Raw genomic sequence first — 22,984 nt, forward strand, 5'->3', positions numbered from 1 at the left:
ACTTGGGTATACCACAACTGGCTGTCGGTCACCGAGACCCAAGACTGCTCGACAATGGTTTTATGCTCGTCCGTTGGCTCGGCAATATAGTCATAAAGATTACGACTGTGCGATAACAAATTGACGACAGAAACAAACTGATTGCGAACATTCAGATACTCGCGTTCGCTGTAGGTCAATTGATGTGAAGCTTGAGTGACGATGGTGTTCATTGCCGCCGTTTTTACTTCTTGGTATCGGCTATGATAGTAAGTCGTCACTATCGTAATGAGCACTAACATAACTAGCATTAGATACCAAAAGTTACTGCGGCTTTTCATCACTAGCTATGCTCTTAAAAAAATGAGGAGGAAGTATAGCATTAATACGAAAGTCGATTAAAGAGCGAGCGATGACACATTCGACCCCTCGCTATTTTTCCCTTTAAAAAATAAAGGCTTTTAGTAAGAAATCAATCAATCTGATAAATAACATCCACGCTATCACGAATGATGATCGATGAGTCTTGGTAGCCTACTGACTCTCTTTTCGCGTCCATACTCATGGTACGCATCAATACCGGTTGGTTTTGCTGACTGCGATAATCGATCCGCCACACGCCTTTGATCGCTTTACCAAACCCTTCAGACAACGCGTGCGCTTTCTGATTGGCATCACGGATCGCCGCTTGACGCGCTTGATCTTGGTAACGTGCGGCCTCTTTTACTTTCAACTCAATATTGCTCACTTGGTTGATGCCCACACTCAGCGCCAGATCAAGATAATCATTGAGCTTTTCCAGTTCATTGACCGTGACTTGAATGGTACGAGTCGCACGATAGCCGACCAACTCAGGAGCCCCATTCTTAGGATACTGATATTGAGGTGAGAGATAGAGATTAGAGCTTTGAATCTGCTCACTCGGGACTTCTTCTCGCCCTAACGCTTTGAGAAAGTCACTTACCACTTGGTCAACCGATTGTTTTGCCTGCTCTGCGGTGAGCATAGATTCGACCACGGTCACCGTAAATTTCGCCATATCAGGCTCAGCGGTGACTTCACCATAGCCTGTGGTGCTGAGGTGGGGAAAATCTATCTCGGCAAAGCTCGGCGCGCTGGTCACACACACCAGCAAAGCGAGCCAGCGACATTGAACGCGCACAGCAGACATTCGAGTTGGGTTAGTCATAAAGCGATCCGTATGTTAGATATTTCATACATAATAGAAAACGTTGATTTCTTCACCAAGTGAGACAAGAGAAAACTGACAAAGAATTAACGACTCGGCTGGATCAGATGCTGCTGCGCATAACTGAGAATCGCTTCGCTGACTTCTTTCATCAGGCCTGTTTCGAGTTGCCAGTGGTGCCAATACATCTCAAAGGAGAGACAAAACCCGGGAAGCAAATCGACCAAAGTGCCCTGCTCAAGCTCCTTTTCGATCTGTATGGTGGGAATCAAACAGTAAGCGCAATGATTAAGCGCCATATTGACGAACGCCTCAGAGCTCGAGACCCAGTGGTTGATCCCTCGTTCAATATCAATGCCATGCTGTTTAAGAAAATCTCGATGCAGTGGATCGTGTTGATCAAACGAGACCGCAGGGGCTATCGATAGCGCCTCTTTGGTCAATCCTTTTGGAAAAAAACGCTCGCAAAACTGCGGCGTGGCCACGCAAATGTAATCCATCCGCCCTAAATAGCGGGCCACGCAACCACTAAGGGCTTGGCTTGCCATACTGATTGCCCCCACTACCTCACCTTGCTTGAGTTTATTGAGTGTACGCCCCTCTCTATCGACTTCAAACCTCATCTCGAGCGGGTGCTTTTTCAGTACAGGGCTCAATGCCGGCAGTAGCCAGGTGGCCAAGCTATCGGCGTTGGTCGCAATCGAGAGCTGACGGATTTGTAAAGGCTGCTGATTGCTAATTTCCGGAATCAACTCTTGTTCCAGCAATTGAATACGCTGATAGAAGCCGAGCAGCTTTTGACCAAGGGGAGTGGGCCTTGGTGGCTGGTCACGAACCAAGACGGGCTGCGCCACGAATCGCTCAAGTTGTTTGATGCGCTGTGAAACCGCAGACTGGGTGACATACAGCGCATTGGCCGCTTTATCAAAGCCACCGGTTTTGACTACGCTATCCAGCGCTTCAATCCAACGATAATCCAGCCCTTTCATCACACCATCCTTATAAGCATTACTAATAATCAATTAAAATCATTAATTGTATTTATATCTTAATTCTGATTATTGTGGGCGCCTATCATGAACAAAAAGAGAGGTTATCGTGAGTTTCTGGTTAATGCTGCAAGGGTTTGGCTTAGGGGCCAGTATGATTATCCCCATTGGCGCGCAAAATGCTTACGTACTGAATCAAGGCATCAAACGTCAACACCACCTGACTACGGCGACGATTTGCAGCTTTCTCGACATGCTGTTTATCTCTGTCGGTATTTTTGGCGGCGGGGCGATTCTGTCACAAAATGAAACCTTGCTGACTTTAGTGACCATCGGCGGCATTCTGTTTCTCGGCTACTATGGGTTTCTTTCTCTGAAAAGTGCGCTGGCCTCCCACAGCGAAGGGCTACAAAGCAGTGAGCTATCGCGCGGTCGTAAAGCGGTCATTTTAGGCGCGCTCGCCGTCACCGTATTCAACCCGCACCTTTATCTCGATACCGTGGTTATTTTGGGATCCATCGGCGGCCAATTCGAAGGTCAGGAGCGACTCTCTTTCGCCATCGGTACTATCTTGGCGTCTTTTGTGTGGTTTTACGGTCTGTCGATTGGCGCCGCTAAATTGGCGCCCACCTTATCCAAACCTAGAGTAAAACAAGTGATTGATTTGCTGGTCGGTACCATGATGTGGGTCATCGCTGGCATGCTCGCCAAGCACTTGCTGCAAGGCTGGGGATGAGTGGATAAAACAAAGCGAGGCTCAAGGGCCTCGCTTTTCGCATTAAGTCGTTCAATCGTATTAGTCGACTTTGTTGAGATGCACGTCCATTTGTGGGAATGGAATCTCAATACCCGCCGCATCCAACGCTTCTTTGATGTTTTGCATGGCGTCGAAGTAAACCCCCCAGTAGTCCGCCGTTTTCACCCAAGGACGAACCACAAAGTTCACCGAGGAGTCCGCCAGAGCGAGAACACCAATCGTGATATCTCGGATTTTTCAAGATACGCGGATCTTTTTCCAACGTTTCACGGATCACTTGCTTGGTCTGCTTAAGATCTGCCTTGTAGGAAACGCCAATCACGAGATCAACACGTCGCGTTTCATGACGAGAGTAGTTGGTGATCGCACCGCCGATAACGCCAGCGTTTGGCACCACGACCATTTTGTTGTCAGGCGTTTTCAGCACCGTTTGGAAGATTTGGATGGAATCAACGCTGCCTGCTACACCGGCAATCTCAACATAATCACCAGATTTGAAAGGACGGAACGCGACAATCAACACACCCGCTGCGAAGTTAGACAGCGAGCCTTGCAACGCTAAACCAACCGCAAGACCGGCCGCACCGATAACCGCAACCACAGACGCCGTTTGAACACCAACGCGACCTAATGCCGCAATCAACACAATCACAAAGAGTAGGTAGCGAACCAGACCATGAATAAAGTCGACGACCGCTTTATCCATCTGCTTCTTCTCTAGAACTTTAGATATGCTGTTAGCAATGCTTTTAACAATGATGTTACCAATAAACAGTATAGCGACCGCAGAAATGATGTTCACACCATACTGAATCAGTAAATCTGAATTGTTATTTAACCAAGATTCGGCGTGAGACAAGCTGTCGATGATTGGCGTTTCAATCCCTGTTGATTCTTCTGCCATACTCTCTTTCCTCTATTAAAGTGACTTAGTTGAATAGTTGTAGCTTACAGATTACGCAAAGCCATGGTATTTCGCCAGAGTTTATAACAATTTATATTCATTTGTATTAAAAAGCGGACACAAAAAAAGCCGCTCGATGAGCGGCTTCTTATCAATCAGAGTGACGGCTGAATTACAATACATCAACCGCGTTTAGGTCAGCAAATGCTTTCTCTAGACGAGCAACCATTGAAGCTTGACCAGCACGTAGCCATACGCGTGGATCGTAGTACTTCTTGTTTGGCGCATCTTCGCCAGTTGGGTTACCGATTTGACCTTGTAGGTAATCGTGGTTTTCCGCTTCGTACTTACGGATACCGTCCCATGTTGCCCACTGAGTATCAGTATCGATGTTCATTTTGATGACACCGTAGCTGATTGACTCTTGGATTTCTGCTTCAGTTGAACCAGAACCACCGTGGAATACGAAGTTTAGTGCGTTAGGTGCAATACCAAACTTCTCAGCACAGTACGCTTGAGAGTCACGTAGGATAGTTGGAGTAAGAACAACGTTACCTGGCTTGTAAACGCCGTGTACGTTACCGAAAGACGCTGCGATAGTGAAACGAGGGCTGATTGCCACCAATTTCTCGTAAGCGTAAGCCACGTCTTCTGGAGAAGTGTACAGCTCAGATGCGTCCATGTGTGAGTTGTCAACACCGTCTTCTTCACCACCAGTACAGCCTAGTTCGATTTCTAGCGTCATACCCATTTTCGCCATGCGAGCTAGGTATTTTGCAGAGATCTCGATGTTCTCTTCTAGAGACTCTTCAGAAAGGTCAATCATGTGAGAAGAGAAAAGTGGCTTGCCAGTTTGAGCGAAGAACTCTTCACCCGCATCTAGTAGACCGTCGATCCAAGGAAGCAGTTTTTTCGCTGCGTGGTCAGTGTGAAGAATAACAGGCACACCGTAAGATTCTGCAACAGCGTGAACGTATTTCGCGCCAGCAACTGCGCCAAGCACTTGTGCGTCTTGACCTTCAAGTTTTAGACCTTTACCCGCAAAGAAACCGGCACCGCCGTTAGAGAACTGAACCACAACAGGCGCTTTTACTTTCGCTGCTGCTTCTAGAACGCCGTTGATTGAGTCTGTGTTTACTACGTTCACTGCTGGTAGAGCGAAGTTGTTTTCCTTTGCAACTTCAAACACTTTCTGAACGTCATCGCCAGAGATAACACCTGGTTTTACGAAATCGAAGATCTTAGACATGGATTTAATCCTATTAGCTGTCATTTTTAAAAATGGTCGTTATAAAAATAAAACTTTTCAGTTTAAATTCTTGCAAACGTTTGCTCACAACTTGCGCTATTCTAGCAAAAATGTGATGTGCCGCAAACAAGAAAGCGGGAGAGAGACTCCCCCGCTTTCTATCAATTACTTAGCGCGTGCTTCTAGCATTTCAACCGCTGGAAGGACTTTGCCTTCTACAAACTCAAGGAACGCACCGCCGCCCGTTGAGATGTAAGACACATCTGCTTTGATACCGAACTTGTCGATCGCTGCTAGCGTGTCACCACCGCCTGCAACAGAGAAACCTTCAGACGCTGCGATCGCTTCAGAGATACCTTTTGTGCCCGCTTCGAAGTTCTTGAATTCGAATACGCCCACAGGACCGTTCCAAAGGATGGTTTTCGCGTTCTTCAGAATCTCAGCCAATTGCGCGGTAGAGTTTGGACCTAGGTCGAAAATCATGTCGTCGTCTTGAACTTCAGATACGTCTTTGATTTCCGCTTCTGCGTTCTCATCAAATGCTTTTGCACAAGCAACGTCAGTCGCCACTGGAATCGCGCACTCTTCCATTAGCTTTTTCGCTGTGTCGACTAGGTCAGCTTCGTATAGCGATTTACCTACGTTGTGGCCAGCCGCTGCGATGAATGTGTTAGCAATACCGCCACCGACAACCAGTTGGTCAGCGATTTTAGATAGAGACTCAAGCACAGTCAGCTTAGTCGACACTTTTGAACCACCAACGATAGCAACCATTGGACGCGCAGGCTTGTCCATTGCTTTACCTAGCGCTTCTAGCTCGTTCGCAAGTAGAGGACCTGCACACGCAACGTCGGCGTGCATACCCACACCGTGAGTTGATGCTTGTGCACGGTGAGCCGTACCGAATGCGTCCATTACGAAGATGTCACAAAGTGCAGCGTACTGCTTAGACAGTGCTTCGTCGTTTTTCTTCTCGCCAACGTTGAAACGAACGTTTTCTAGAACAACAAGCTCGCCCGCGTTCAGCTCTAGACCGTTTAGGTAGTCTTTCGCTAGCTTAACTTCGCAGTCAAGTGCATCGTTTAGGTAGTTTACGACAGGTTGTAGAGAGAACTCTTCCGCGTATTCACCCTCTGTTGGGCGACCTAGGTGAGAAGTAACCATCACTTTCGCGCCTGCTTCTAGGCAGTGCTTGATTGTTGGTAGAGACGCGAGGATACGCGCATCAGAAGTTACTTTGCCGTCTTTTACTGGCACGTTTAGGTCAGCACGGATGAATACACGTTTACCTGCTAGATCCAGGTCAGTCATCTTGATTACAGACATGGTTTGTCCTCTCAACTATTCAAAAAATAAAGTTTTCAGTCACTCGGCAACCCTGCCAAGCCTATTAATTCTTCAAACTGGTTTTGATATGGAGATTATCAATATTTATTTCAAGGGTAAAAATAAATATTACTCCTTCGCCTTTCGGCGCTTCCAATCTAGGTAAAAATGACCGCTAAACGGCACTACCCAGCTTGTTCTGAAGCTGCCTGCATTGCGAGCGCAGTATCCAGCATGCGGTTCGCAAAGCCCCATTCGTTATCACACCAAACCAACATTTTGACCAGGTGCCCATTACTCACGCGAGTCTGGGAACCATCAACAATGGCACTGTGGGGATCGTGATTAAAGTCAATCGATACGAGCGGCGCTTCAGTATAGTCAACAATGCCGTGTAATGTACACTGAGATGCGTTAACAATGGTTTGATTTACGTCATTAACTTTCACATTCGTATTAATTGTGACACTTAAATCCATCGCAGTGACGTTTACCGTGGGAACGCGCACGGATATGGCTTCGAATTTGTTGGAAAATTTCGGGAAGATTCTTTCAATCCCTTTGTGCAATTTCGTATCAACTGGAATGATGGATTGGCTGGCTGCTCGAGTACGACGCAAATCGCTGTGATACGCATCAATCACCTGCTGATCATTCATTGAAGAATGAATGGTGGTGATCGTGCCAGAATCGATACCAAAAGCATCATCCAACGCTTTGATGATAGGGACAATACAGTTGGTCGTACACGAACCGTTAGAAACGACGCGATGCTCTGCGGTTAATGTTTCATGGTTCACGCCATAGATGATGGTGTTGTCGAGATCACTGGCGCCCGGGTGGGAGAACAGCACTTTTTTAGCGCCGGCTTTGATGTGCGCTTGGCCATCGGCTTGCGAGCCATAGACACCGGTGCAGTCGAGCACCATATCGACCTCAAGATCGCGCCAAGGCAGTAGCTCAATGTCGTTTAGGTGCAAAATCCGAATCGAATCAAAGTCGCCACTCTCCACGACGCCGTGATGAATATAGATATGCTCTTGGTCATGCGTGATTTTTTTGCCAAAACGACCGTGGCTCGTATCGTATTGCAGTAAGTGCGCCATCGCATCAGGCTGTGCCAACTCGTTGACCGCGACCACTTTGATCTGCTGATGTTTGCCGCTCTCGTAAACCGCGCGCAACACATTACGACCGATACGTCCAAATCCATTGATCGCAATTTTAAGCATCCTTTCCTCACCCCACCTGATTTTCGTGTCACAGATAGTAACTGAGCCCGTGCCCAGATGCGAGTTCCAATCCCCGAAACCGCATATTTCTAGAAACTAGGCACTAGGAACTAGGAACTAAAACAAAAAAACCGAGCCACTCACGACTCGGTTTCCTTCAAACTACATCGCCACAATTAAGCAAGCAGTTCTTTCGCTGTGTTCACGACGTTTTCTGTCGTGAAGCCAAACAGCTTGAACAGCTCTCCAGCAGGCGCTGATTCACCGAAGGTCGTCATACCGATGATCTTGCCGCCAAAGCCGACATACTTGTACCAGAAGTCCGCAATACCCGCTTCGATAGCGATACGTGCTGTTACGTCAGCTGGCAGTACGGATTCACGGTATGCTGCATCTTGCTTATCGAACGCATCCGTCGATGGCATCGCCACCACGCGTACTTGCTTGCGTTCAGCAGTAAGCTGCGCTGCCGCTTCAACAGCCAGTTCCACTTCAGAACCGGTGGCGATAAGGATAAGCTCTGGCTTGCCCGCGCAATCTTTTAGGATGTAACCACCCTTAGCGATATTAGCCACTTGCTCAGCGTCACGCGCTTGCTGCGCGAGGTTTTGACGAGAGAAAATCAGAGACGTTGGGCCATCTTTACGCTCAATCGCCAATTTCCAAGCGACAGCGGATTCCACTTGGTCACATGGACGCCATGTGCTCATGTTTGGCGTTAGGCGAAGTGACGCCATTTGCTCAACGGGTTGGTGCGTTGGGCCATCTTCACCCAGACCAATCGAGTCATGCGTGTACACTTGGATGTTCTGAATTTTCATCAGCGCGGCCATACGCATCGCGTTACGAGCGTACTCCATAAACATCAAGAAGGTCGCACCGTAAGGGACAAAACCGCCATGCAGCGCAATACCATTCATGATGGCCGTCATACCGAACTCACGCACACCGTAGTGAATGTAGTTACCTGAGAAATCGTCTGCTTCCAGTGATTTTGAGCCCGACCACATGGTCAAGTTGGATGGCGCAAGGTCCGCCGAACCGCCCATAAACTCAGGCAGCATTTTACCGAACGCTTCAAGCGCATTTTGAGACGCTTTGCGCGAGGCAATGTTCGCTGGGTTGGCTTGCAGATCAGCAATGATTTGATTCGCTTTCTCTTCCCATTGCGCAGGAAGCTCACCGTTGAGACGACGTTTTAGCTCTGCCGCTTCAGATGGGTACGCTGCTGCGTAAGCCTCAAACTGAGCGTTCCACGCCGCTTCAGATGCTGCGCCTGCGGATTTCGCATCCCACTGCTCATATACGTCTGCTGGAATCTCAAACGCTGGGTGCTCCCAACCTAAGAACTCACGCGCAGCTTTGATTTCGTCTGCACCTAGTGGCGCGCCGTGACAATCGTGAGAGCCCGCTTTGTTTGGTGAACCAAAACCAATGATGGTCTTAGTACAAATTAGAGTAGGGCGAGGGTCCGCTTTCGCGGCAGTGATGGCGGCGTTGATCGCCTCAGCATCATGGCCATCGACAGCTGGAATAACGTGCCAACCGTATGCTTCAAAGCGTTTTGGTGTATCGTCAGAGAACCAACCTTCAACTTCACCATCAATCGAGATTCCGTTGTCATCCCAAAAAGCGATCAGCTTGCCAAGGCCCAGAGTGCCCGCTAGTGAACACGCTTCGTGAGAGATCCCTTCCATCAAACAGCCATCACCCATGAATACGTAGGTGAAGTGGTCGATGATGTCATGGCCTTCTTTATTGAACTGCGCCGCTAATGCTTTCTCTGCCAGCGCCATGCCCACTGCGTTAGTGATGCCCTGACCAAGAGGACCAGTGGTGGTTTCTACGCCCGGAGCATAACCATATTCTGGGTGGCCCGGCGTTTTTGAATGAAGCTGACGGAAGTTTTTCAGATCGTCAATAGACAGCTCGTAACCACTTAGGTGCAGCAAAGAGTAAATCAGCATTGAGCCGTGGCCGTTTGATAGCACGAAACGGTCGCGGTTTGCCCATTCTGGGTTCGCTGGGTTGTGGTTTAAGTGTGAACGCCAAAGAACTTCGGCGATATCCGCCATCCCCATCGGTGCGCCTGGGTGACCGGAATTAGCTTGTTGAACACCATCCATGCTAAGTGCACGAATTGCATTGGCCAAGTGTTTACGAGAAGACATGTCTGCTCCTGAATGCATTAAGCGAATTGATAACTAAGGTGGGCGATAATTCTCGCAGAGCATCTGCGCGGGTGCAATCGATTACTGTCTAATCAACGCCAGATCTACGATATTTATTGCAAATTTCTCGAAGACCGCCGTTTTCGTTACTGTTTGATGCAAACGATTGCTCTTTACCTCACGCGGCGGATTGAGAAAAATACGCGTTTTTACTCTACTTAAATCACAAAAATAACTTGTAATTCGAGCACGCAAAACTAGAATAGACGTCTAGATGTAAATACACCTACATAATTTAACATTATTTTTGTGCTGGGCGAGCAATGACGCCCATCCAACAGATTAAATGGAGCTCTCATGGCTAAGCACCTGTTTACTTCTGAATCCGTATCAGAAGGCCATCCAGATAAAATTGCAGACCAAATCTCAGATGCGGTTCTCGATGCGATCCTCGAGCAAGATCCAAAAGCTCGCGTAGCGTGTGAAACCTACGTCAAGACCGGTATGGTCATGGTCGGCGGTGAAATCACCACTTCTGCATGGGTAGACATCGAAGAGTTAACGCGCCAAACCGTACGTGAAATTGGCTACGTTCACTCTGACATGGGCTTTGACGCGGATTCGTGTGCAGTGCTAAACACCATCGGTAAACAGTCTCCAGACATCAACCAAGGTGTCGACAAAGCGGATCCAAAAGAGCAAGGTGCCGGTGACCAAGGCATCATGTTTGGTTACGCATGTAACGAGACTGAAGTCCTCATGCCTGCGCCTATCACTTACTCACACCGCCTAGTGCAAAAGCAAGCGGAAGTGCGTAAGAACGGCACGCTGCCATGGTTGCGTCCAGATGCAAAATCTCAGGTTACGTTCCAGTACAACGAAGGTAAGATCGTTGGTATCGATGCGGTCGTACTGTCAACTCAGCACTGTGACTCTATCTCAACGCCGGATCTGCGCGAAGCGGTAATGGAAGAGATCATCAAGCCAGTTCTACCGGCTGAGTGGCTCAACAAAGACACTAACTTCTTCATCAACCCAACCGGTCGTTTTGTTATCGGTGGCCCAATGGGCGACTGTGGTTTGACTGGTCGTAAGATCATCGTTGATACCTACGGCGGCGCAGCGCGTCACGGTGGTGGTGCATTCTCTGGTAAAGATCCATCGAAAGTAGACCGTAGTGCCGCTTACGCAGCACGCTACGTGGCGAAAAACATCGTCGCGGCGGGTATGGCAGATCGCTGTGAAATCCAATTGTCTTACGCAATCGGTGTTGCGGATCCAACGTCTATCATGGTGGAAACGTTCGGTACTGAGAAAGTCTCGCACGACATCATCATTGAGGCGGTACGTCAGTTCTTCGATCTACGTCCATACGGCCTGCAAGAGATGCTGAACCTACTTCAGCCAATCTACAAGAAGACCGCCGCTTACGGCCACTTCGGTCGTGAAGAGTTCCCTTGGGAAGAGACGGATAAAGCCGCAGAATTGCGTGACTTCGCAGGTCTCAAGTAATCACTGAGCCACACTATTTCAGGGCTTTTGGTTCGCCAAAAGCCCTTTCTTTTGCCTGCTATCTGGCCTCCTCGCTCGCTTTGCTCACCCCGACCTCGCATCTCCACCTGTTATTGAACAAAATTTAACCGTCCAGGTTGTAATTTACGCTATTGAGGTCAATAGTTAACAATATGTTAAATGAACGCATCTAAGGATGACGTCTTTACGTATAAAAACCGACGTGACTGCCATCCCCTCTGCGCCGAGTAACACGCGCAAAGCTGGTGTTCAGCTCACGGCATCAACATGAAACTGAGAGTTCACACCCTTTAACGTCAGCGTCTAGGAGCACATCAGCGAATCGGGTCAGTACTCTCTCGTGTTTACGAACGTCTTGCGTTTACGAACGTCTTGTGTTTACAAACACGTAACAACCCCTTTTCTCGGCCACCACCCAAAAGGCAAAGAAGAGGATGAGAATCGAGATTGATCAAGGAGGAGTTATGCCTCGTACGGTTAACCCACATGACTTCAAAGAGCAAAAACATAAGGAAGTCAGCGACCACGAATACGCGCGCACCATACCGTGTAATCAGGTCAGTATCTCTGCCCCATTTCATTGGCTCGCGCTCGGCTTGCACGACTTTGTTCGCATGCCGCTGATTAGCGCTTTCTACGGCTTGTGCTTTATGGCGGCGGCCATCGGCATTGTTCTCCTCGTCCAGTGGCAAGGCACACACCTTGTGGTGATGCCCAGTCTGGTCGTCTATATGCTCATTGGGCCTTTTTTAGCGCTCGGTTTGTATGACGCAAGCTGGGAGCGAGAGCGCGGACATAAACCCAGTTTGCTTCACTCGATGAAAGCCATCGGGCGCAACTCCACCTCACAATGGGCGTTTGCCGTGCTGCTTGCGGTGTGTATGATTTTTTGGATGCGTATCGCGGCGCTGCTGCATGCACTTTACCCTTCAGTACAAGGGGCGCCGTTGAGCGACTTCCTCCCCTTCTTGATCATCGGCTCATTAGTGGGTTTAGTGCTGGCGTGTGTTGTGTTCAGTATCTCAGCGTTTGCCATTCCGCTGATGATGGAGAGACGCGTGGATATGATGACTGGCGTATTCAGTAGCTTTAACGCCGTCAAATCCAACATTGGTGCCATGATCGTCTGGGCTGCGATCATTTGCGGCGGGATCTTAATTGGCTTTGCCACTTATGGTATCGGGATGCTCTTTACGATGCCGATACTCGGCTACGCCACTTGGCACGCGTATCATGAGGTGATTAAGAAACGCCATCACCCTTAACATGTGGCCTATTTGAGGTATAGTGAACGCCCCGAGCTCTCTCGGGGCGTTTTTTTATCCTGTATCTCTGCCAGCGAAGATGAGTCACCAGTGGATTTAACCCTCACCTATTCAACTCAGCGAGTGATCGCGCAATGCATCGAGCAAGCCCGCCAAGCGTTCGGCCGGCCGTTTCCTATGCCAACGCTCTCGTTTAAGCTGCGCGGCAAAGCGGCAGGAAAAGCGTACCTGCAACTCAATGAGATCCGCCTTAATCCGGTGTTGTTTGCGGAGAATCAAGCGGCGTTTCTCCAAGAAGTGATCCCCCATGAAGTGGCCCACCTTGTCACCTATCAAGTCTATGGTCGCGTTCGCCCGCACGGCAAAGAGTGGCGAGGGGTCATGGAGTCAGTGTTCGGTGTCAAAGCCAACACCACCCACAGCTTTGCTGTCAACTCTGTTCAAGGTAAAACCTTTGAATACCACTGTGCGTGTCGTGACTACCCGCTCTCTATTCGACGCCACAATAAAGTGCAGCGCAACCAAGCAAGCTATCGCTGCCAACAGTGTCAGCAGACACTGGTGTTTTCTGGCAAACAGTTGTCGTAATCCCCAACACTCCATCCCTGCCACCTATCTATCACCACTCAATCACACCCTGTGGCGCGATCTCGTACAGCACAACAAATAGCATCATCACTAAAATCCAACCTTTTTGCGTGCTAGACTGTGAAAAATAATACTTTTTTCATGCTTTAACGCTCACTCAGGTTTCATTATGTCTCGACTGCCCATTTGGTTTACTGTGATGAGCTCGCTGCTAGCGGTGACGCTCTCTTCTGCTTTCTCTTTCGCGCACGCAGCGCCGCCGTCCTCTTTTTCTAAAGCAAAGAAAGAAGCGGTCAAGATCTACGCCGATCACCCCACCAGCTTTTACTGTGGCTGCAATATTGAGTGGCAAGGGCGCAAAGGTACACCGGATCTTAACTCGTGCGGCTATCAGGTGCGTAAGCAAGAGCGCCGAGCCTCTCGCATTGAGTGGGAACATGTGGTGCCTGCTTGGCAATTTGGTCATCAGCGCCAATGTTGGCAACAAGGTGGGCGTAAATACTGCACTAAAAACGATCAGCAATTTCGCTCGATGGAAGCCGATTTGCATAACTTGACCCCAGCGATTGGTGAGGTCAACGGCGATCGTTCAAATTACAACTTTAGCCAATGGAACGGGATTCAAGGAGTGACCTATGGGCGCTGTGAGATGCAGGTCAACTTCAAACAGCGTGAAGTGATGCCGCCCGATCGAGCGCGAGGTTCCATTGCTCGCACCTATCTCTACATGAGTAAAGAGTACGGATTTAAACTCTCAAGCCAGCAAACCAAGCTGATGAATGCGTGGAATAAAACCTACCCCGCAGACGCCTGGGAGTGTGAACGCGACAAACGCATCGCTAAAGTGCAAGGCAATCACAACCCGTTTGTGGTTGAGGCATGCCAAGCAACACCATAACCACCTAGCTCTAGGAACTAGAAACTAGGAACTGGGAACTAGGCACTCGACTTCTCAGCACGCTTTATCTCACGCTAGCCCCTTGTTTTTTCGCTCAAAGGCATCCATGTTAGTGGGATAACTTTTGGATTTGCAGGAAACCAACGCAATGCGCATGCCACGACTCTATCACCCAGAGACCATCCACCAGCTTGGGCCTCTCGCCCTCAGTGACGATGCCGCCGGCCACGTCGGCCGAGTGCTGCGCATGAAAGAAGGTCAGCAGGTGCTGTTGTTTGATGGCAGCGGCGCACAATTCCCTGCCACCATTACCGCTGTAGGAAAGAAAAACGTCGACGTCGAGGTGTTAGAGCGCGTTGAGCAAAGCTGCGAGTCACCGCTGGATCTGCACTTAGGTCAAGTGATCTCACGCGGCGATAAAATGGAGTTCACGATTCAAAAATCCGTTGAGCTTGGCGTCAATACCATTACGCCCCTTATCTCTGAGCGCTGTGGCGTCAAACTCGACCCCAAACGTTTTGAGAAAAAGCTCGCTCAATGGCAAAAAATTGCTATCAGTGCCTGTGAACAGTGCGGCCGGAATACCGTCCCTACCATTCGCCCGATTATGTCGCTCGAAGCGTGGTGCCAAGAGCAATTCGATGGCTTGAAGCTCAATTTGCATCCGCGCGCCAAATACTCAATCAACACCCTACCGACTCCGGTAGAAAAAGTGCGTTTGTTGATTGGCCCTGAAGGCGGCCTTTCTGGCGATGAAATCGATATGACGCAGCAATACCAATTTGAAGAGACGCTGCTCGGTCCTCGCGTGCTACGTACCGAAACCGCAGCCCTTACCGCTATTACCGCCCTACAAGTTCGCTTTGGCGATCTTGGTTAAACGGAGAACACTATCCATGATCAAACTCGGCATCGTAATGGACCCGATCTCGTCCATCAACATCAAAAAAGACTCTAGCTTTGCCATGATGCTGGAAGCGCAGCGCCGCGGCTACGAAATTCACTACATGGAGATGAAGGATCTTCATCTAGAACAGGGCGTCGCGATTGCGGACACCAAAGTGGTGGAGCTAAAAGAAGATCCAAGCGGCTGGTATCAGTTTAAGTCTGAGCAGACCATTGAGCTGTCAGAGCTTGATGCGGTATTGATGCGTAAAGATCCCCCATTTGATACCGAATACATCTACGCCACATACATCCTTGAGCGCGCCGAAGAAAAAGGCACCTTGATCGTCAACAAGCCGCAAAGCTTGCGCGACTGCAATGAAAAACTGTTTACCGCGTGGTTCCCAGAGCTAACGCCAACCACCTTAGTGACTCGCAGCGCAGACAAGATCAAAGCCTTCCGTGAGCAACATGGCGACGTGATTTTAAAACCATTGGATGGCATGGGCGGCGCGTCTATCTTCCGTGTGAAAGAGAACGATCCTAACGTTGCCGTGATCATCGAAACCTTGACCAACCATGGTCAACACTACGCGATGGCGCAAACTTTCGTCCCAGATATTAGCAATGGTGACAAGCGCATTTTGGTGGTGGATGGCGAACCGATGCCCTACTGCTTAGCGCGTATTCCTGCCAAAGGAGAGACTCGCGGTAACCTAGCTGCAGGCGGACGTGGTGAAGCAAGGCCACTGAGTGAGACAGATAAACAGATCGCTCTCGCTGTAGCGCCTACACTTAAAGAAAAGGGGCTGATTTTTGTTGGCCTTGACGTCATCGGTGACAAACTGACTGAGATTAACGTTACCAGCCCAACGTGTATTCGTGAAATCGAAGCCGCATTTGATATCTCCATTACCGGCAAGCTGATGGATGCGATTGAACGTCGCATTGAGCAGAAATAATCTATCGGTGATGGGATAACCCAGCTCTTGAGCGGCATTCGCGCTGTGGATGCCGCTCAATTTAAGGTGGAGTCATGATGAATTTAACCAACCATTTTCTCGTTGCCATGCCGGGGATGAAAGATCCCTACTTTAAGCGCAGTGTCATCTATGTGTGTGAGCACAACGAAGAGGGCGCTATGGGCCTCATGATCAATGCGCCTATTGATATCACCATTGGAAAAATGCTCGAACGCGTCGATGTGCAGCCCGTTCATCCGCAGCTCAATACCGACAGTCTGGAAAAACCGGTCCTTAATGGCGGGCCTGTATCTGAAGACCGAGGTTTTATCCTTCATCGCCCTAAAGACACGTATGAATCCAGCATTCAGATGACCAGTGAAATCAGTGTCACCACCTCAAAAGACATTTTGAGTGTGCTCGGCACCGAGGCAGAGCCTAATCGCTACTTGGTCGCACTGGGGTATTCCGGTTGGGAGGCAGGTCAGCTGGAGTCGGAGCTCTCGGAGAATTCATGGCTAACCATTGAAGCCGACCCGTCGGTCATCTTTGATACCCCGATTGCCGATCGCTGGCAAAAAGCGGTGCAGATGCTCGGCATTGACGTCGCACAGCTGTCCAACGACGTTGGCCATGCCTGACCATTCCGTGTTGCGCTAAAACGATAAGCGGCGATAACCCCTCGCCGCTGATTCACTCTAATTTCACGAATCTAATTTCACTAAGCAGAAACCTTATGTCTAAAACCATCATGGCCTTCGACTACGGCACCAAAAGCATTGGCAGCGCCATTGGCCAAGAAATTACCGGCACCGCCTCACCACTGAAAGCGTTTAAAGCCAAAGACGGCATTCCCAATTGGGATGAGATAGGAAAGCAGATTGCCGAGTGGCAACCGAATCTGTTGGTGGTAGGGCTGCCGACCGACCTGCACGGCAAAGACCTCGAAAGCATCACGCCGCGAGCCAAAAAATTCGCCAACCGCCTACATGGCCGATTTGGCCTACCGGTAGAGCTACACGATGAACGCCTCTCGACCACCGAAGCCCGTTCCGAGCTGTTCTCGATGGGCGGCTACAAAGCGCTCACCAAAGGCAACGTTGATTGCCAATCCGCCGTGATCATTCTAGAAAGCTGGTTTGAAACCCAATACCAATAACCCCTTATTCCTAAAGCGAGTTACACCAAACTCGCTCCCTCTAGAAACTAGGAACTCGCCACTAGAAACTCTAATCCATATCAATCTTAACGTTATCCAACGCCCCACCGCCAAAGCCTTCTTGGCGATTGGTTTTCAGCATGATACGCAAATCATTGGCGGAATCAGCACTGTGCAAGGCATCTTCTTCGTTGATCTTGTCCTCCACCACCAGTTGATACAGCGCTTGGTCAAAGGTCTGCATGCCCACTTGGTTGGATTTCGCCATGGTGCTTTTCAGCTCATGCAAATCGCCGCGACGAATCAGATCCGAAACACGTGGGCTGTTGAGTAGGATTTCAAACACGCCGTGACGCCCTTGACCGTTTTTATCGCGAATCAACTGCTGAGCGATCACGCCGCGCAGGTTCATCGACAGGTCAAACAAGAACTGCTCTTTTTGCTCTTTCGGCACCAGATGTAAGATCCGCTCTAGCGCTTGGTTGGCGTTGTTGGCGTGCAGTGTGGCCATACACAAATGGCCCGTTTCAGCGAAGGTCATGGCGTACTCCATCGTCTCACGACTGCGGATCTCACCAATCAAAATCATATCCGGCGCTTGACGCAATGAGTTTTTCAGCGCCACTTCATAGCTCTCGGTATCAAGCCCCACTTCGCGCTGAGTCACAATGCAGCGCTGGTGTTCATGAACAAACTCTATCGGGTCTTCGACCGTCAAAATGTGCCCGCTGCGATGCTGGTTGCGATAACCCGTCATCGCGGCCATCGTGGTCGATTTACCCGAGCCCGTCGCGCCCACCACCAGCACCAAGCCCCGTTTCGCAATCGCCAGGTCTTGCAGCACCTCGGGCAGCTTTAACTGCTCAAACGTTGGGATTTTGGTTTCAATGCGACGAATGACCGCGCCGGGTAACTCGCGCTGGTGAAACGCCGAGACACGAAAGCGCCCTACCTCTCGCACAATGGCGAAATTGGCTTCGTGTGTCTGGGCAAACTCCGCTTGGCGTTTTTCATCCATCATGCCGACCAAGAGCGCATCCACATCAGGTTGAGTCAGCGTTTCACCGTGCGCTTTAAGCTGACCATCGACGCGATACAACAACGGCGCGCCTACCGTGATATAGAGATCCGACGCTTTTTGCGCCACCATCTCTTCTAAACAGGCTGTAATGTCCATCCGTCACCTCTTAAAATGGCGTGCTTTGCACTTCAATTTTCTTCGCCACTTCGTCGGCATCCACCAAGCCTTGCATGATCAACTGTTTGGCATTTTGTTCCATGGTTTGCATGCCGTGCGCCGCGCCCGTTTGAATAACTGAGTACATCTGCGCCACTTTATCTTCGCGGATAAGGTTACGAATCGCCGGCGTTGCCATCATGATTTCATGACACGCCACCCGTCCCCCGCCAAGGCGCTTGAGCAGTTTTTGGGCGATAACGCTGCGCAAGGATTCAGACAGCATAGATCGCACCATGTCTTTGTCGCTCCCCGGGAACACATCAATAATCCGGTCAATGGTTTTCGCGGCGCTACTGGTGTGCAGCGTACCAAACACCAGGTGACCGGTTTCTGCAGCAGTGAGAGCAAGGCTGATTGTCTCTTGGTCACGCAGCTCACCAACCAAAATCACATCCGGGTCTTCACGTAACGCACTGCGCAGCGCGTTGTTGAAGCTGTGGGTATCACGGTGCACTTCACGTTGGTTAATCAAACACTTATTGTTGCTGTGCACAAATTCAATCGGATCTTCAATGGTGAGAATATGCTTATTGTGGTGACGATTTATGTGGTCCACCATGGCGGCTAATGTGGTGGATTTACCCGAGCCAGTGGGCCCAGTCACTAGCACTAAGCCTTTTTCCATATTGGCAATGTCGGAGAAAATCTTTGGCGCCTCTAGCTGTTCTAGGCTTGGGATATCAGTCGGGATAGTACGAAAGACCGCCGCACAGCCACGGCTTTGATTGAAGGCGTTAACCCTAAAACGGCCAACATCGGAGAGTTCAAACGAGAAATCGACCTCAAGGCGCTCTTCAAATTCGCTGCGCTGAGCATCATTCATGATGTCGAACACTAAACGATGCACCTCAGAGTGCGACAAAGCGGGAACGCCCAGCTTTCTGACATCACCATCAATACGAATCATTGGAGAAACCCCAGCAGAAAGATGTAGATCTGAGGCATTATGCTTTACACTAAAATCCAGTAACTCAGCGATATCCATTTCAATTCCTTAATAAAGTTAGCTATGAGTAGTATTCAACAAAACATCGAACAGATCACCTCACAGATTGATGCGTCCTTACAAAAGTGTGGACGCCCTCGAGACTCAGTGCAACTTCTCGCGGTAAGTAAAACCAAACCTGTTACCGATATTTTGGCAGCAGCGCAGGTTGGGCAACGTGCGTTTGGCGAAAATTACGTCCAAGAAGGGGCGGATAAAGTCGATTACTTTCGCCAAAATCACCCAGAGTTAGAGTTGGAGTGGCACTTCATCGGCCCGATTCAATCGAACAAAACCCGTATCGTGGCGGAGAATTTCGCCTGGGTACATACTGTTGACCGCGCCAAAATAGCGCAGCGCCTTAATGACCAGCGACCAGAAGGCCTAGGGCCGCTGCAAGTGCTCATTCAGGTCAACACCAGTGGCGAAGCCTCCAAATCCGGCGCCAGTGGCGAAGAAATCTTCGCACTCGCAGAGTTGATTTCTACGCTGCCCAACCTCACTTTAAGAGGATTGATGTCCATTCCGGCCAGTACACCCGATTACGCGGCTCAGCTAGGTGCATTCACTGAACTGGCTGAGCTGCAGAGGTCGTTGGCGCAACGTTTGCCCGACGTCACCTTAGATACATTATCGATGGGCATGAGCGGAGATATGGACGCCGCCATTGAAGCAGGCAGCACTATGGTGCGGATCGGTAGCGCGATTTTTGGCGCCCGTAGTTAAGCGCCATTCCCAACCATCAGGGGCCAACACTTTGGCCAAATAACACAGAGATAAGGATTCACTCCGCCATGGAACAGAAGAAGATTGCCTTTATTGGCGCAGGAAATATGGTTCGCGCTATCGTTGCTGGCCTTGTCGCCGATGGTTACCCAGCCTCACTGATTACCGCGACGGCGCCGTCAACCACGCGCCGCTTGCCACTGGAAGAGACCTATGGCATTCACACCACCAGCGACAATATTCAAGCAGCAAACGATGCGGATGTGGTGGTTCTTTCGGTCAAGCCACAAATGATGGAAGCGGTCTGTCAGCCACTACAGGGCATCGACTTTTCCAACAAACTGGTCATTTCTATTGCCGCAGGCATTCATTGCCAACGCCTACAAGAGATGCTCGCCACAAAGGCGCCACTGGTGCGTGTTATGCCAAACACACCATCGCAACTCGGCAAAGGGATGAGCGGTCTCTACGCGCCAGAGAGCGTCAGTGATAGCGACAAAGCCTTTGCTGAGCAGCTGATGAGCGCAGTGGGCCGCTGCTGCTGGGTAGAGCAAGAGTCCGGCATCAACAACATCATTGCCGCCGCAGGCAGCGCGCCGGCATACTTCTTCCTATTTATGGAAGCGATGCAGCAAGAGGCGATGGCTCAAGGATTTGACAAAGAGACCGCCAGATTGCTCGTCCAGCAATCGGCATTGGGCGCGGCTGAGATGGTGGTCGCCAACCCAGATATTGAACTGTCGACACTGCGCGAGCAGGTGACCTCCAAAGGGGGTACTACCGCAGAAGCGCTGCGTACATTCAACGAACACCAACTTTCCGCTATAGTAGCCAAAGCAATGCAAGCTGCGGTCAGCCGTGCGAAAGAGATGGAAACACTGTTTTAAAGTTCTGTTTTAACAGCCCGAGCCTTGGCTCGACGAAGTAAGGTTACCCTATGAATTCAATGAGTTTTTTGATTTCCACACTGTTCGACCTCTACATTATGGTCGTCATTTTGCGGATCTGGTTACAGGCGGCGCGTGCCGATTTCTATAACCCCTTCTCGCAATTTATCGTTAAAGCAACACAACCGGTCGTTGCGCCGCTGCGCCGCGTGATCCCATCGGTAGGGAGCATTGATCTCGCCACCGTGCTATTTGCTTACGTGTTGTGCGTCTTGAAGTTTGTCGCGTTGATTTTGATTGCCTCAAGCGGCTCCGTCACCTTCAGTGCCGACTTCCTGTTCCTTGGCTTGCTCTCTTTGCTCAAAGCCGCAGGCAGCTTACTGTTCTGGGTTCTCCTGATCCGCGCGATTTTGAGCTGGGTCAGCCAAGGCCGCAGCCCAATTGAGTACGTGTTCCATCAGTTGACTGAACCTATGTTGGCGCCAATTCGCCGCATTCTTCCAGCCATGGGCGGCTTTGATTTGAGCGTACTGGTGCTGTTTATCGTGCTGCAGTTTGCTAACTTCCTGATGGGTGACATCATTGGCCCTATTTGGTATCAGCTCTAATGGCACTCGCGGCTTGGCTAGAGGGCAGCGATCTGGTGTTGCGCCTTTATATCCAACCTAAAGCGAGCCGCGATAGTCTCGTCGGGGTGCATGGTGATGAATTAAAAGTCGCCATTACCGCCCCGCCGGTAGACGGTAAAGCCAATGCGCATCTCACCAAATATCTTGCCAAGCAATGCAAAGTGGCTAAGGGCATGGTGGCGATAGAAAAAGGCGAATTGGGCCGCCACAAACAAGTGCGCATCGCCGATGCCAAGCAGATACCGCCAGTTATCCAAGCCATCCTCTAGGGTGGCTTACTTTTACGCTCAAGCCTCATGCTGTCTAGTCATGTAAGGAGATCATGTCTACCAGGCATGAAAAACAATCATTGAAAGGAATGCTCATGAAAGCTCGCTTTTGCCTATTTCTACTCGCTCTGCTGTCACTCCCTAGCGCCGCCGAGCAGTTCAAAACCATCAAAGACATCGAAGTGCACTACTCCGCCTTCAATTCGACCTTTTTGACCCCAGCGGTAGCACGCAGCTACCAGCTCAAACGCAACGGCTACTCGGCTATCCTCAATATCAGTGTGCTCGACAACTCAGCCGCCGGCAAACCTGCTATCAAGGCAGTGGTCAGCGGTCAGGCCAAAAACCTAATTGGCCAAAGCAAAACATTGGCGTTTCGCGAGATAGTGGAAGGGGAAGCGATTTACTATATCGCCGAGTTTCCAATCAGTAATGAAGAAACCTTGTCGTTCACGATTGATGTTAATGCTGGCATTAAAGGCACAGGACCAGTAAAGTTCAGCCAAAAATTTTATGTCGAAGAGTAAGACGATAGAGAGAGCGAGAGAAGTATGAAGAAAATCGTATTAGCCACGGGCAATCAAGGTAAAGTCCGCGAAATGGCGGATCTGTTGTCTGAATTTGGCTTTGATGTGGTCGCACAAAGTGACTATGCAGTATCAGAAGTGGCCGAGACAGGCACCACCTTTATCGAAAACGCCATCATCAAGGCGCGCCACGCCGCGAAAGAGACGGGGTTGGCCGCCATTGCCGATGACTCTGGCCTTGAAGTCGATTATCTACAAGGCGCGCCGGGCATTTATTCTGCGCGTTATGCCGGAGAAGGTGCCAGCGATCAGCAGAACTTAGAAAAGCTGCTCGCGGCGATGGAGAATGTCCCAGAAGCGCAGCGCACGGCGCGCTTTCATTGTGTTTTGGTCTTGATGCGTCATCACCAAGATCCGACTCCGATCGTCTGTCATGGCGTGTGGGAAGGGCGCATTTTGACTGAGCCTCAAGGTGAACATGGCTTTGGCTACGATCCGATTTTCTTTGTTCCAGAAGATCAGTGCGCCAGCGCGCAGCTTGAACCCACACGCAAAAAGCAGCTATCGCACCGAGGTAAAGCGCTCAAGCAGCTCTTTGCTCAGCTATCACAACAGCCGCTGTAACCGCTCATGTC

At 50.0% G+C, this 22,984-nt stretch carries 23 protein-coding genes and 2 pseudogenes; 15 read left to right on the plus strand and 10 right to left on the minus strand.

Annotation, left to right across the window (positions count from 1 at the left end):
- The 3 genes and pseudogenes from AC6R0L_RS12550 to AC6R0L_RS12560 all read right to left on the minus strand — a co-directional run.
- Positions 1 to 290, minus strand: a pseudogene (locus AC6R0L_RS12550) (diguanylate cyclase); the annotation flags it as partial.
- 161 nt (positions 291 to 451) lie between these two features.
- On the minus strand, positions 452 to 1,168 hold the full coding sequence (locus AC6R0L_RS12555) for an oxidative stress defense protein (protein ID WP_500629323.1): 717 nt from the start codon (positions 1,166 to 1,168) through the stop codon (positions 452 to 454).
- Between the two features lie 86 nt (positions 1,169 to 1,254).
- Positions 1,255 to 2,157 (minus strand): LysR family transcriptional regulator ArgP, encoded by a 903-nt coding sequence (locus tag AC6R0L_RS12560; protein WP_500629324.1) that lies wholly within the window; start codon positions 2,155 to 2,157, stop codon positions 1,255 to 1,257.
- Positions 2,158 to 2,266: 109 nt separating this feature from the next.
- On the opposite strand from AC6R0L_RS12560, the gene AC6R0L_RS12565 reads away from it, so the two are divergent.
- Positions 2,267 to 2,893: a LysE/ArgO family amino acid transporter gene (locus tag AC6R0L_RS12565; RefSeq protein ID WP_334553533.1), complete on the plus strand. Its 627-nt coding sequence runs from the start codon at positions 2,267 to 2,269 to the stop codon at positions 2,891 to 2,893.
- 60 nt (positions 2,894 to 2,953) lie between these two features.
- Here the strand turns inward: AC6R0L_RS12565 and mscS are convergent.
- The 5 genes and pseudogenes from mscS to tkt form a co-directional block, all read right to left on the minus strand.
- Positions 2,954 to 3,818 (minus strand): annotated as a pseudogene (gene mscS / locus AC6R0L_RS12570) (small-conductance mechanosensitive channel MscS).
- Positions 3,819 to 3,990: 172 nt separating this feature from the next.
- Positions 3,991 to 5,067 (minus strand): class II fructose-bisphosphate aldolase, encoded by a 1,077-nt coding sequence (gene fbaA / locus AC6R0L_RS12575; protein ID WP_500627749.1) that lies wholly within the window; start codon positions 5,065 to 5,067, stop codon positions 3,991 to 3,993.
- A 165-nt stretch (positions 5,068 to 5,232) separates the two neighbouring features.
- Positions 5,233 to 6,393 (minus strand): phosphoglycerate kinase, encoded by a 1,161-nt coding sequence (locus tag AC6R0L_RS12580; protein ID WP_500629325.1) that lies wholly within the window; start codon positions 6,391 to 6,393, stop codon positions 5,233 to 5,235.
- Between the two features lie 185 nt (positions 6,394 to 6,578).
- Positions 6,579 to 7,625 (minus strand): erythrose-4-phosphate dehydrogenase, encoded by a 1,047-nt coding sequence (gene epd, locus AC6R0L_RS12585; protein ID WP_487903573.1) that lies wholly within the window; start codon positions 7,623 to 7,625, stop codon positions 6,579 to 6,581.
- 176 nt (positions 7,626 to 7,801) lie between these two features.
- Positions 7,802 to 9,796 (minus strand): transketolase, encoded by a 1,995-nt coding sequence (gene tkt, locus AC6R0L_RS12590; RefSeq protein ID WP_500629326.1) that lies wholly within the window; start codon positions 9,794 to 9,796, stop codon positions 7,802 to 7,804.
- A 357-nt stretch (positions 9,797 to 10,153) separates the two neighbouring features.
- Between tkt and metK the strand changes: the two genes are divergently transcribed.
- From metK to ruvX, 8 genes are all read left to right on the plus strand, one after another.
- Entirely contained in the window at positions 10,154 to 11,308 is a 1,155-nt protein-coding gene (metK, locus tag AC6R0L_RS12595; protein WP_500629327.1) for a methionine adenosyltransferase, read from the plus strand.
- A gap of 485 nt (positions 11,309 to 11,793) precedes the next feature.
- Positions 11,794 to 12,594 carry a DUF2189 domain-containing protein gene (locus AC6R0L_RS12600; RefSeq protein WP_334568345.1) on the plus strand — a complete coding sequence of 267 codons (801 nt, stop codon included), beginning with the start codon at positions 11,794 to 11,796 and terminating at the stop codon, positions 12,592 to 12,594.
- A gap of 90 nt (positions 12,595 to 12,684) precedes the next feature.
- Positions 12,685 to 13,182 (plus strand): SprT family zinc-dependent metalloprotease, encoded by a 498-nt coding sequence (locus tag AC6R0L_RS12605; RefSeq protein ID WP_500629328.1) that lies wholly within the window; start codon positions 12,685 to 12,687, stop codon positions 13,180 to 13,182.
- 199 nt (positions 13,183 to 13,381) lie between these two features.
- The gene (gene endA / locus AC6R0L_RS12610; RefSeq protein ID WP_500629354.1) at positions 13,382 to 14,080 is read left to right on the plus strand and encodes a deoxyribonuclease I; all 699 of its coding nucleotides are present in this window, start codon (positions 13,382 to 13,384) and stop codon (positions 14,078 to 14,080) included.
- A 148-nt stretch (positions 14,081 to 14,228) separates the two neighbouring features.
- Positions 14,229 to 14,960, plus strand: a complete 732-nt coding sequence (gene rsmE, locus AC6R0L_RS12615; protein ID WP_500629329.1) for a 16S rRNA (uracil(1498)-N(3))-methyltransferase — start codon at positions 14,229 to 14,231, stop codon at positions 14,958 to 14,960.
- Positions 14,961 to 14,976: 16 nt separating this feature from the next.
- Positions 14,977 to 15,927 carry a glutathione synthase gene (gene gshB, locus AC6R0L_RS12620; protein WP_500629330.1) on the plus strand — a complete coding sequence of 317 codons (951 nt, stop codon included), beginning with the start codon at positions 14,977 to 14,979 and terminating at the stop codon, positions 15,925 to 15,927.
- A 77-nt stretch (positions 15,928 to 16,004) separates the two neighbouring features.
- A complete protein-coding gene (locus AC6R0L_RS12625) occupies positions 16,005 to 16,568 on the plus strand; it encodes a YqgE/AlgH family protein (protein ID WP_334554101.1) in 564 nt (187 codons plus the stop codon).
- A 95-nt stretch (positions 16,569 to 16,663) separates the two neighbouring features.
- Positions 16,664 to 17,086 (plus strand): Holliday junction resolvase RuvX, encoded by a 423-nt coding sequence (ruvX, locus tag AC6R0L_RS12630; RefSeq protein ID WP_500629331.1) that lies wholly within the window; start codon positions 16,664 to 16,666, stop codon positions 17,084 to 17,086.
- Positions 17,087 to 17,156: 70 nt separating this feature from the next.
- Here ruvX and AC6R0L_RS12635 read toward each other — a convergent pair whose 3' ends face one another.
- A complete protein-coding gene (locus AC6R0L_RS12635) occupies positions 17,157 to 18,263 on the minus strand; it encodes a PilT/PilU family type 4a pilus ATPase (protein WP_500629332.1) in 1,107 nt (368 codons plus the stop codon).
- A gap of 10 nt (positions 18,264 to 18,273) precedes the next feature.
- The gene (locus tag AC6R0L_RS12640) at positions 18,274 to 19,311 is read right to left on the minus strand and encodes a type IV pilus twitching motility protein PilT (protein WP_500629333.1); all 1,038 of its coding nucleotides are present in this window, start codon (positions 19,309 to 19,311) and stop codon (positions 18,274 to 18,276) included.
- Positions 19,312 to 19,335: 24 nt separating this feature from the next.
- On the opposite strand from AC6R0L_RS12640, the gene AC6R0L_RS12645 reads away from it, so the two are divergent.
- From AC6R0L_RS12645 to AC6R0L_RS12670, 6 genes are all read left to right on the plus strand, one after another.
- Positions 19,336 to 20,037: a YggS family pyridoxal phosphate-dependent enzyme gene (locus tag AC6R0L_RS12645; RefSeq protein ID WP_500629334.1), complete on the plus strand. Its 702-nt coding sequence runs from the start codon at positions 19,336 to 19,338 to the stop codon at positions 20,035 to 20,037.
- Between the two features lie 68 nt (positions 20,038 to 20,105).
- Positions 20,106 to 20,924: a pyrroline-5-carboxylate reductase gene (gene proC, locus AC6R0L_RS12650; RefSeq protein ID WP_500629335.1), complete on the plus strand. Its 819-nt coding sequence runs from the start codon at positions 20,106 to 20,108 to the stop codon at positions 20,922 to 20,924.
- Positions 20,925 to 20,974: 50 nt separating this feature from the next.
- Positions 20,975 to 21,532, plus strand: coding sequence for a YggT family protein (locus tag AC6R0L_RS12655; RefSeq protein ID WP_500629336.1), 558 nt, complete (start codon positions 20,975 to 20,977; stop codon positions 21,530 to 21,532).
- Positions 21,532 to 21,822 (plus strand): DUF167 family protein YggU, encoded by a 291-nt coding sequence (gene yggU, locus AC6R0L_RS12660; protein WP_334568338.1) that lies wholly within the window; start codon positions 21,532 to 21,534, stop codon positions 21,820 to 21,822. Before AC6R0L_RS12655 ends, yggU begins: the two co-directional genes overlap by 1 nt.
- Positions 21,823 to 21,917: 95 nt before the next feature.
- Positions 21,918 to 22,349, plus strand: a complete 432-nt coding sequence (locus AC6R0L_RS12665) for a DUF4426 domain-containing protein (protein ID WP_500629337.1) — start codon at positions 21,918 to 21,920, stop codon at positions 22,347 to 22,349.
- Between the two features lie 24 nt (positions 22,350 to 22,373).
- Positions 22,374 to 22,973 (plus strand): XTP/dITP diphosphatase, encoded by a 600-nt coding sequence (locus AC6R0L_RS12670; protein ID WP_500629338.1) that lies wholly within the window; start codon positions 22,374 to 22,376, stop codon positions 22,971 to 22,973.
- Positions 22,974 to 22,984: the final 11 nt, after the last annotated feature.

The sequence above is a fragment of the Vibrio sp. R15-SG3-ISO1A genome (assembly GCF_059833955.1).

Excerpts from the sequence above, each read along its gene's own strand:
- AC6R0L_RS12560 (WP_500629324.1), bottom strand. The coding sequence starts at position 2,157 with ATGAAAGGGCTGGATTATCGTTGGATTGAAGCGCTGGATAGCGTAGTC.
- AC6R0L_RS12655 (WP_500629336.1), top strand. The coding sequence starts at position 20,975 with ATGAATTCAATGAGTTTTTTGATTTCCACACTGTTCGACCTCTACATT.
- AC6R0L_RS12600 (WP_334568345.1), top strand. The coding sequence starts at position 11,794 with ATGCCTCGTACGGTTAACCCACATGACTTCAAAGAGCAAAAACATAAG.
- AC6R0L_RS12625 (WP_334554101.1), top strand. The coding sequence starts at position 16,005 with ATGAATTTAACCAACCATTTTCTCGTTGCCATGCCGGGGATGAAAGAT.
- tkt (WP_500629326.1), bottom strand. The coding sequence starts at position 9,796 with ATGTCTTCTCGTAAACACTTGGCCAATGCAATTCGTGCACTTAGCATG.
- AC6R0L_RS12640 (WP_500629333.1), bottom strand. The coding sequence starts at position 19,311 with ATGGATATCGCTGAGTTACTGGATTTTAGTGTAAAGCATAATGCCTCA.
- AC6R0L_RS12555 (WP_500629323.1), bottom strand. The coding sequence starts at position 1,168 with ATGACTAACCCAACTCGAATGTCTGCTGTGCGCGTTCAATGTCGCTGG.
- metK (WP_500629327.1), top strand. The coding sequence starts at position 10,154 with ATGGCTAAGCACCTGTTTACTTCTGAATCCGTATCAGAAGGCCATCCA.
- epd (WP_487903573.1), bottom strand. The coding sequence starts at position 7,625 with ATGCTTAAAATTGCGATCAATGGATTTGGACGTATCGGTCGTAATGTG.
- AC6R0L_RS12670 (WP_500629338.1), top strand. The coding sequence starts at position 22,374 with ATGAAGAAAATCGTATTAGCCACGGGCAATCAAGGTAAAGTCCGCGAA.
- AC6R0L_RS12645 (WP_500629334.1), top strand. The coding sequence starts at position 19,336 with ATGAGTAGTATTCAACAAAACATCGAACAGATCACCTCACAGATTGAT.
- AC6R0L_RS12580 (WP_500629325.1), bottom strand. The coding sequence starts at position 6,393 with ATGTCTGTAATCAAGATGACTGACCTGGATCTAGCAGGTAAACGTGTA.
- gshB (WP_500629330.1), top strand. The coding sequence starts at position 14,977 with ATGATCAAACTCGGCATCGTAATGGACCCGATCTCGTCCATCAACATC.
- fbaA (WP_500627749.1), bottom strand. The coding sequence starts at position 5,067 with ATGTCTAAGATCTTCGATTTCGTAAAACCAGGTGTTATCTCTGGCGAT.
- endA (WP_500629354.1), top strand. The coding sequence starts at position 13,382 with ATGAGCTCGCTGCTAGCGGTGACGCTCTCTTCTGCTTTCTCTTTCGCG.
- AC6R0L_RS12635 (WP_500629332.1), bottom strand. The coding sequence starts at position 18,263 with ATGGACATTACAGCCTGTTTAGAAGAGATGGTGGCGCAAAAAGCGTCG.
- ruvX (WP_500629331.1), top strand. The coding sequence starts at position 16,664 with ATGTCTAAAACCATCATGGCCTTCGACTACGGCACCAAAAGCATTGGC.
- yggU (WP_334568338.1), top strand. The coding sequence starts at position 21,532 with ATGGCACTCGCGGCTTGGCTAGAGGGCAGCGATCTGGTGTTGCGCCTT.
- AC6R0L_RS12665 (WP_500629337.1), top strand. The coding sequence starts at position 21,918 with ATGAAAGCTCGCTTTTGCCTATTTCTACTCGCTCTGCTGTCACTCCCT.
- proC (WP_500629335.1), top strand. The coding sequence starts at position 20,106 with ATGGAACAGAAGAAGATTGCCTTTATTGGCGCAGGAAATATGGTTCGC.
- rsmE (WP_500629329.1), top strand. The coding sequence starts at position 14,229 with ATGCGCATGCCACGACTCTATCACCCAGAGACCATCCACCAGCTTGGG.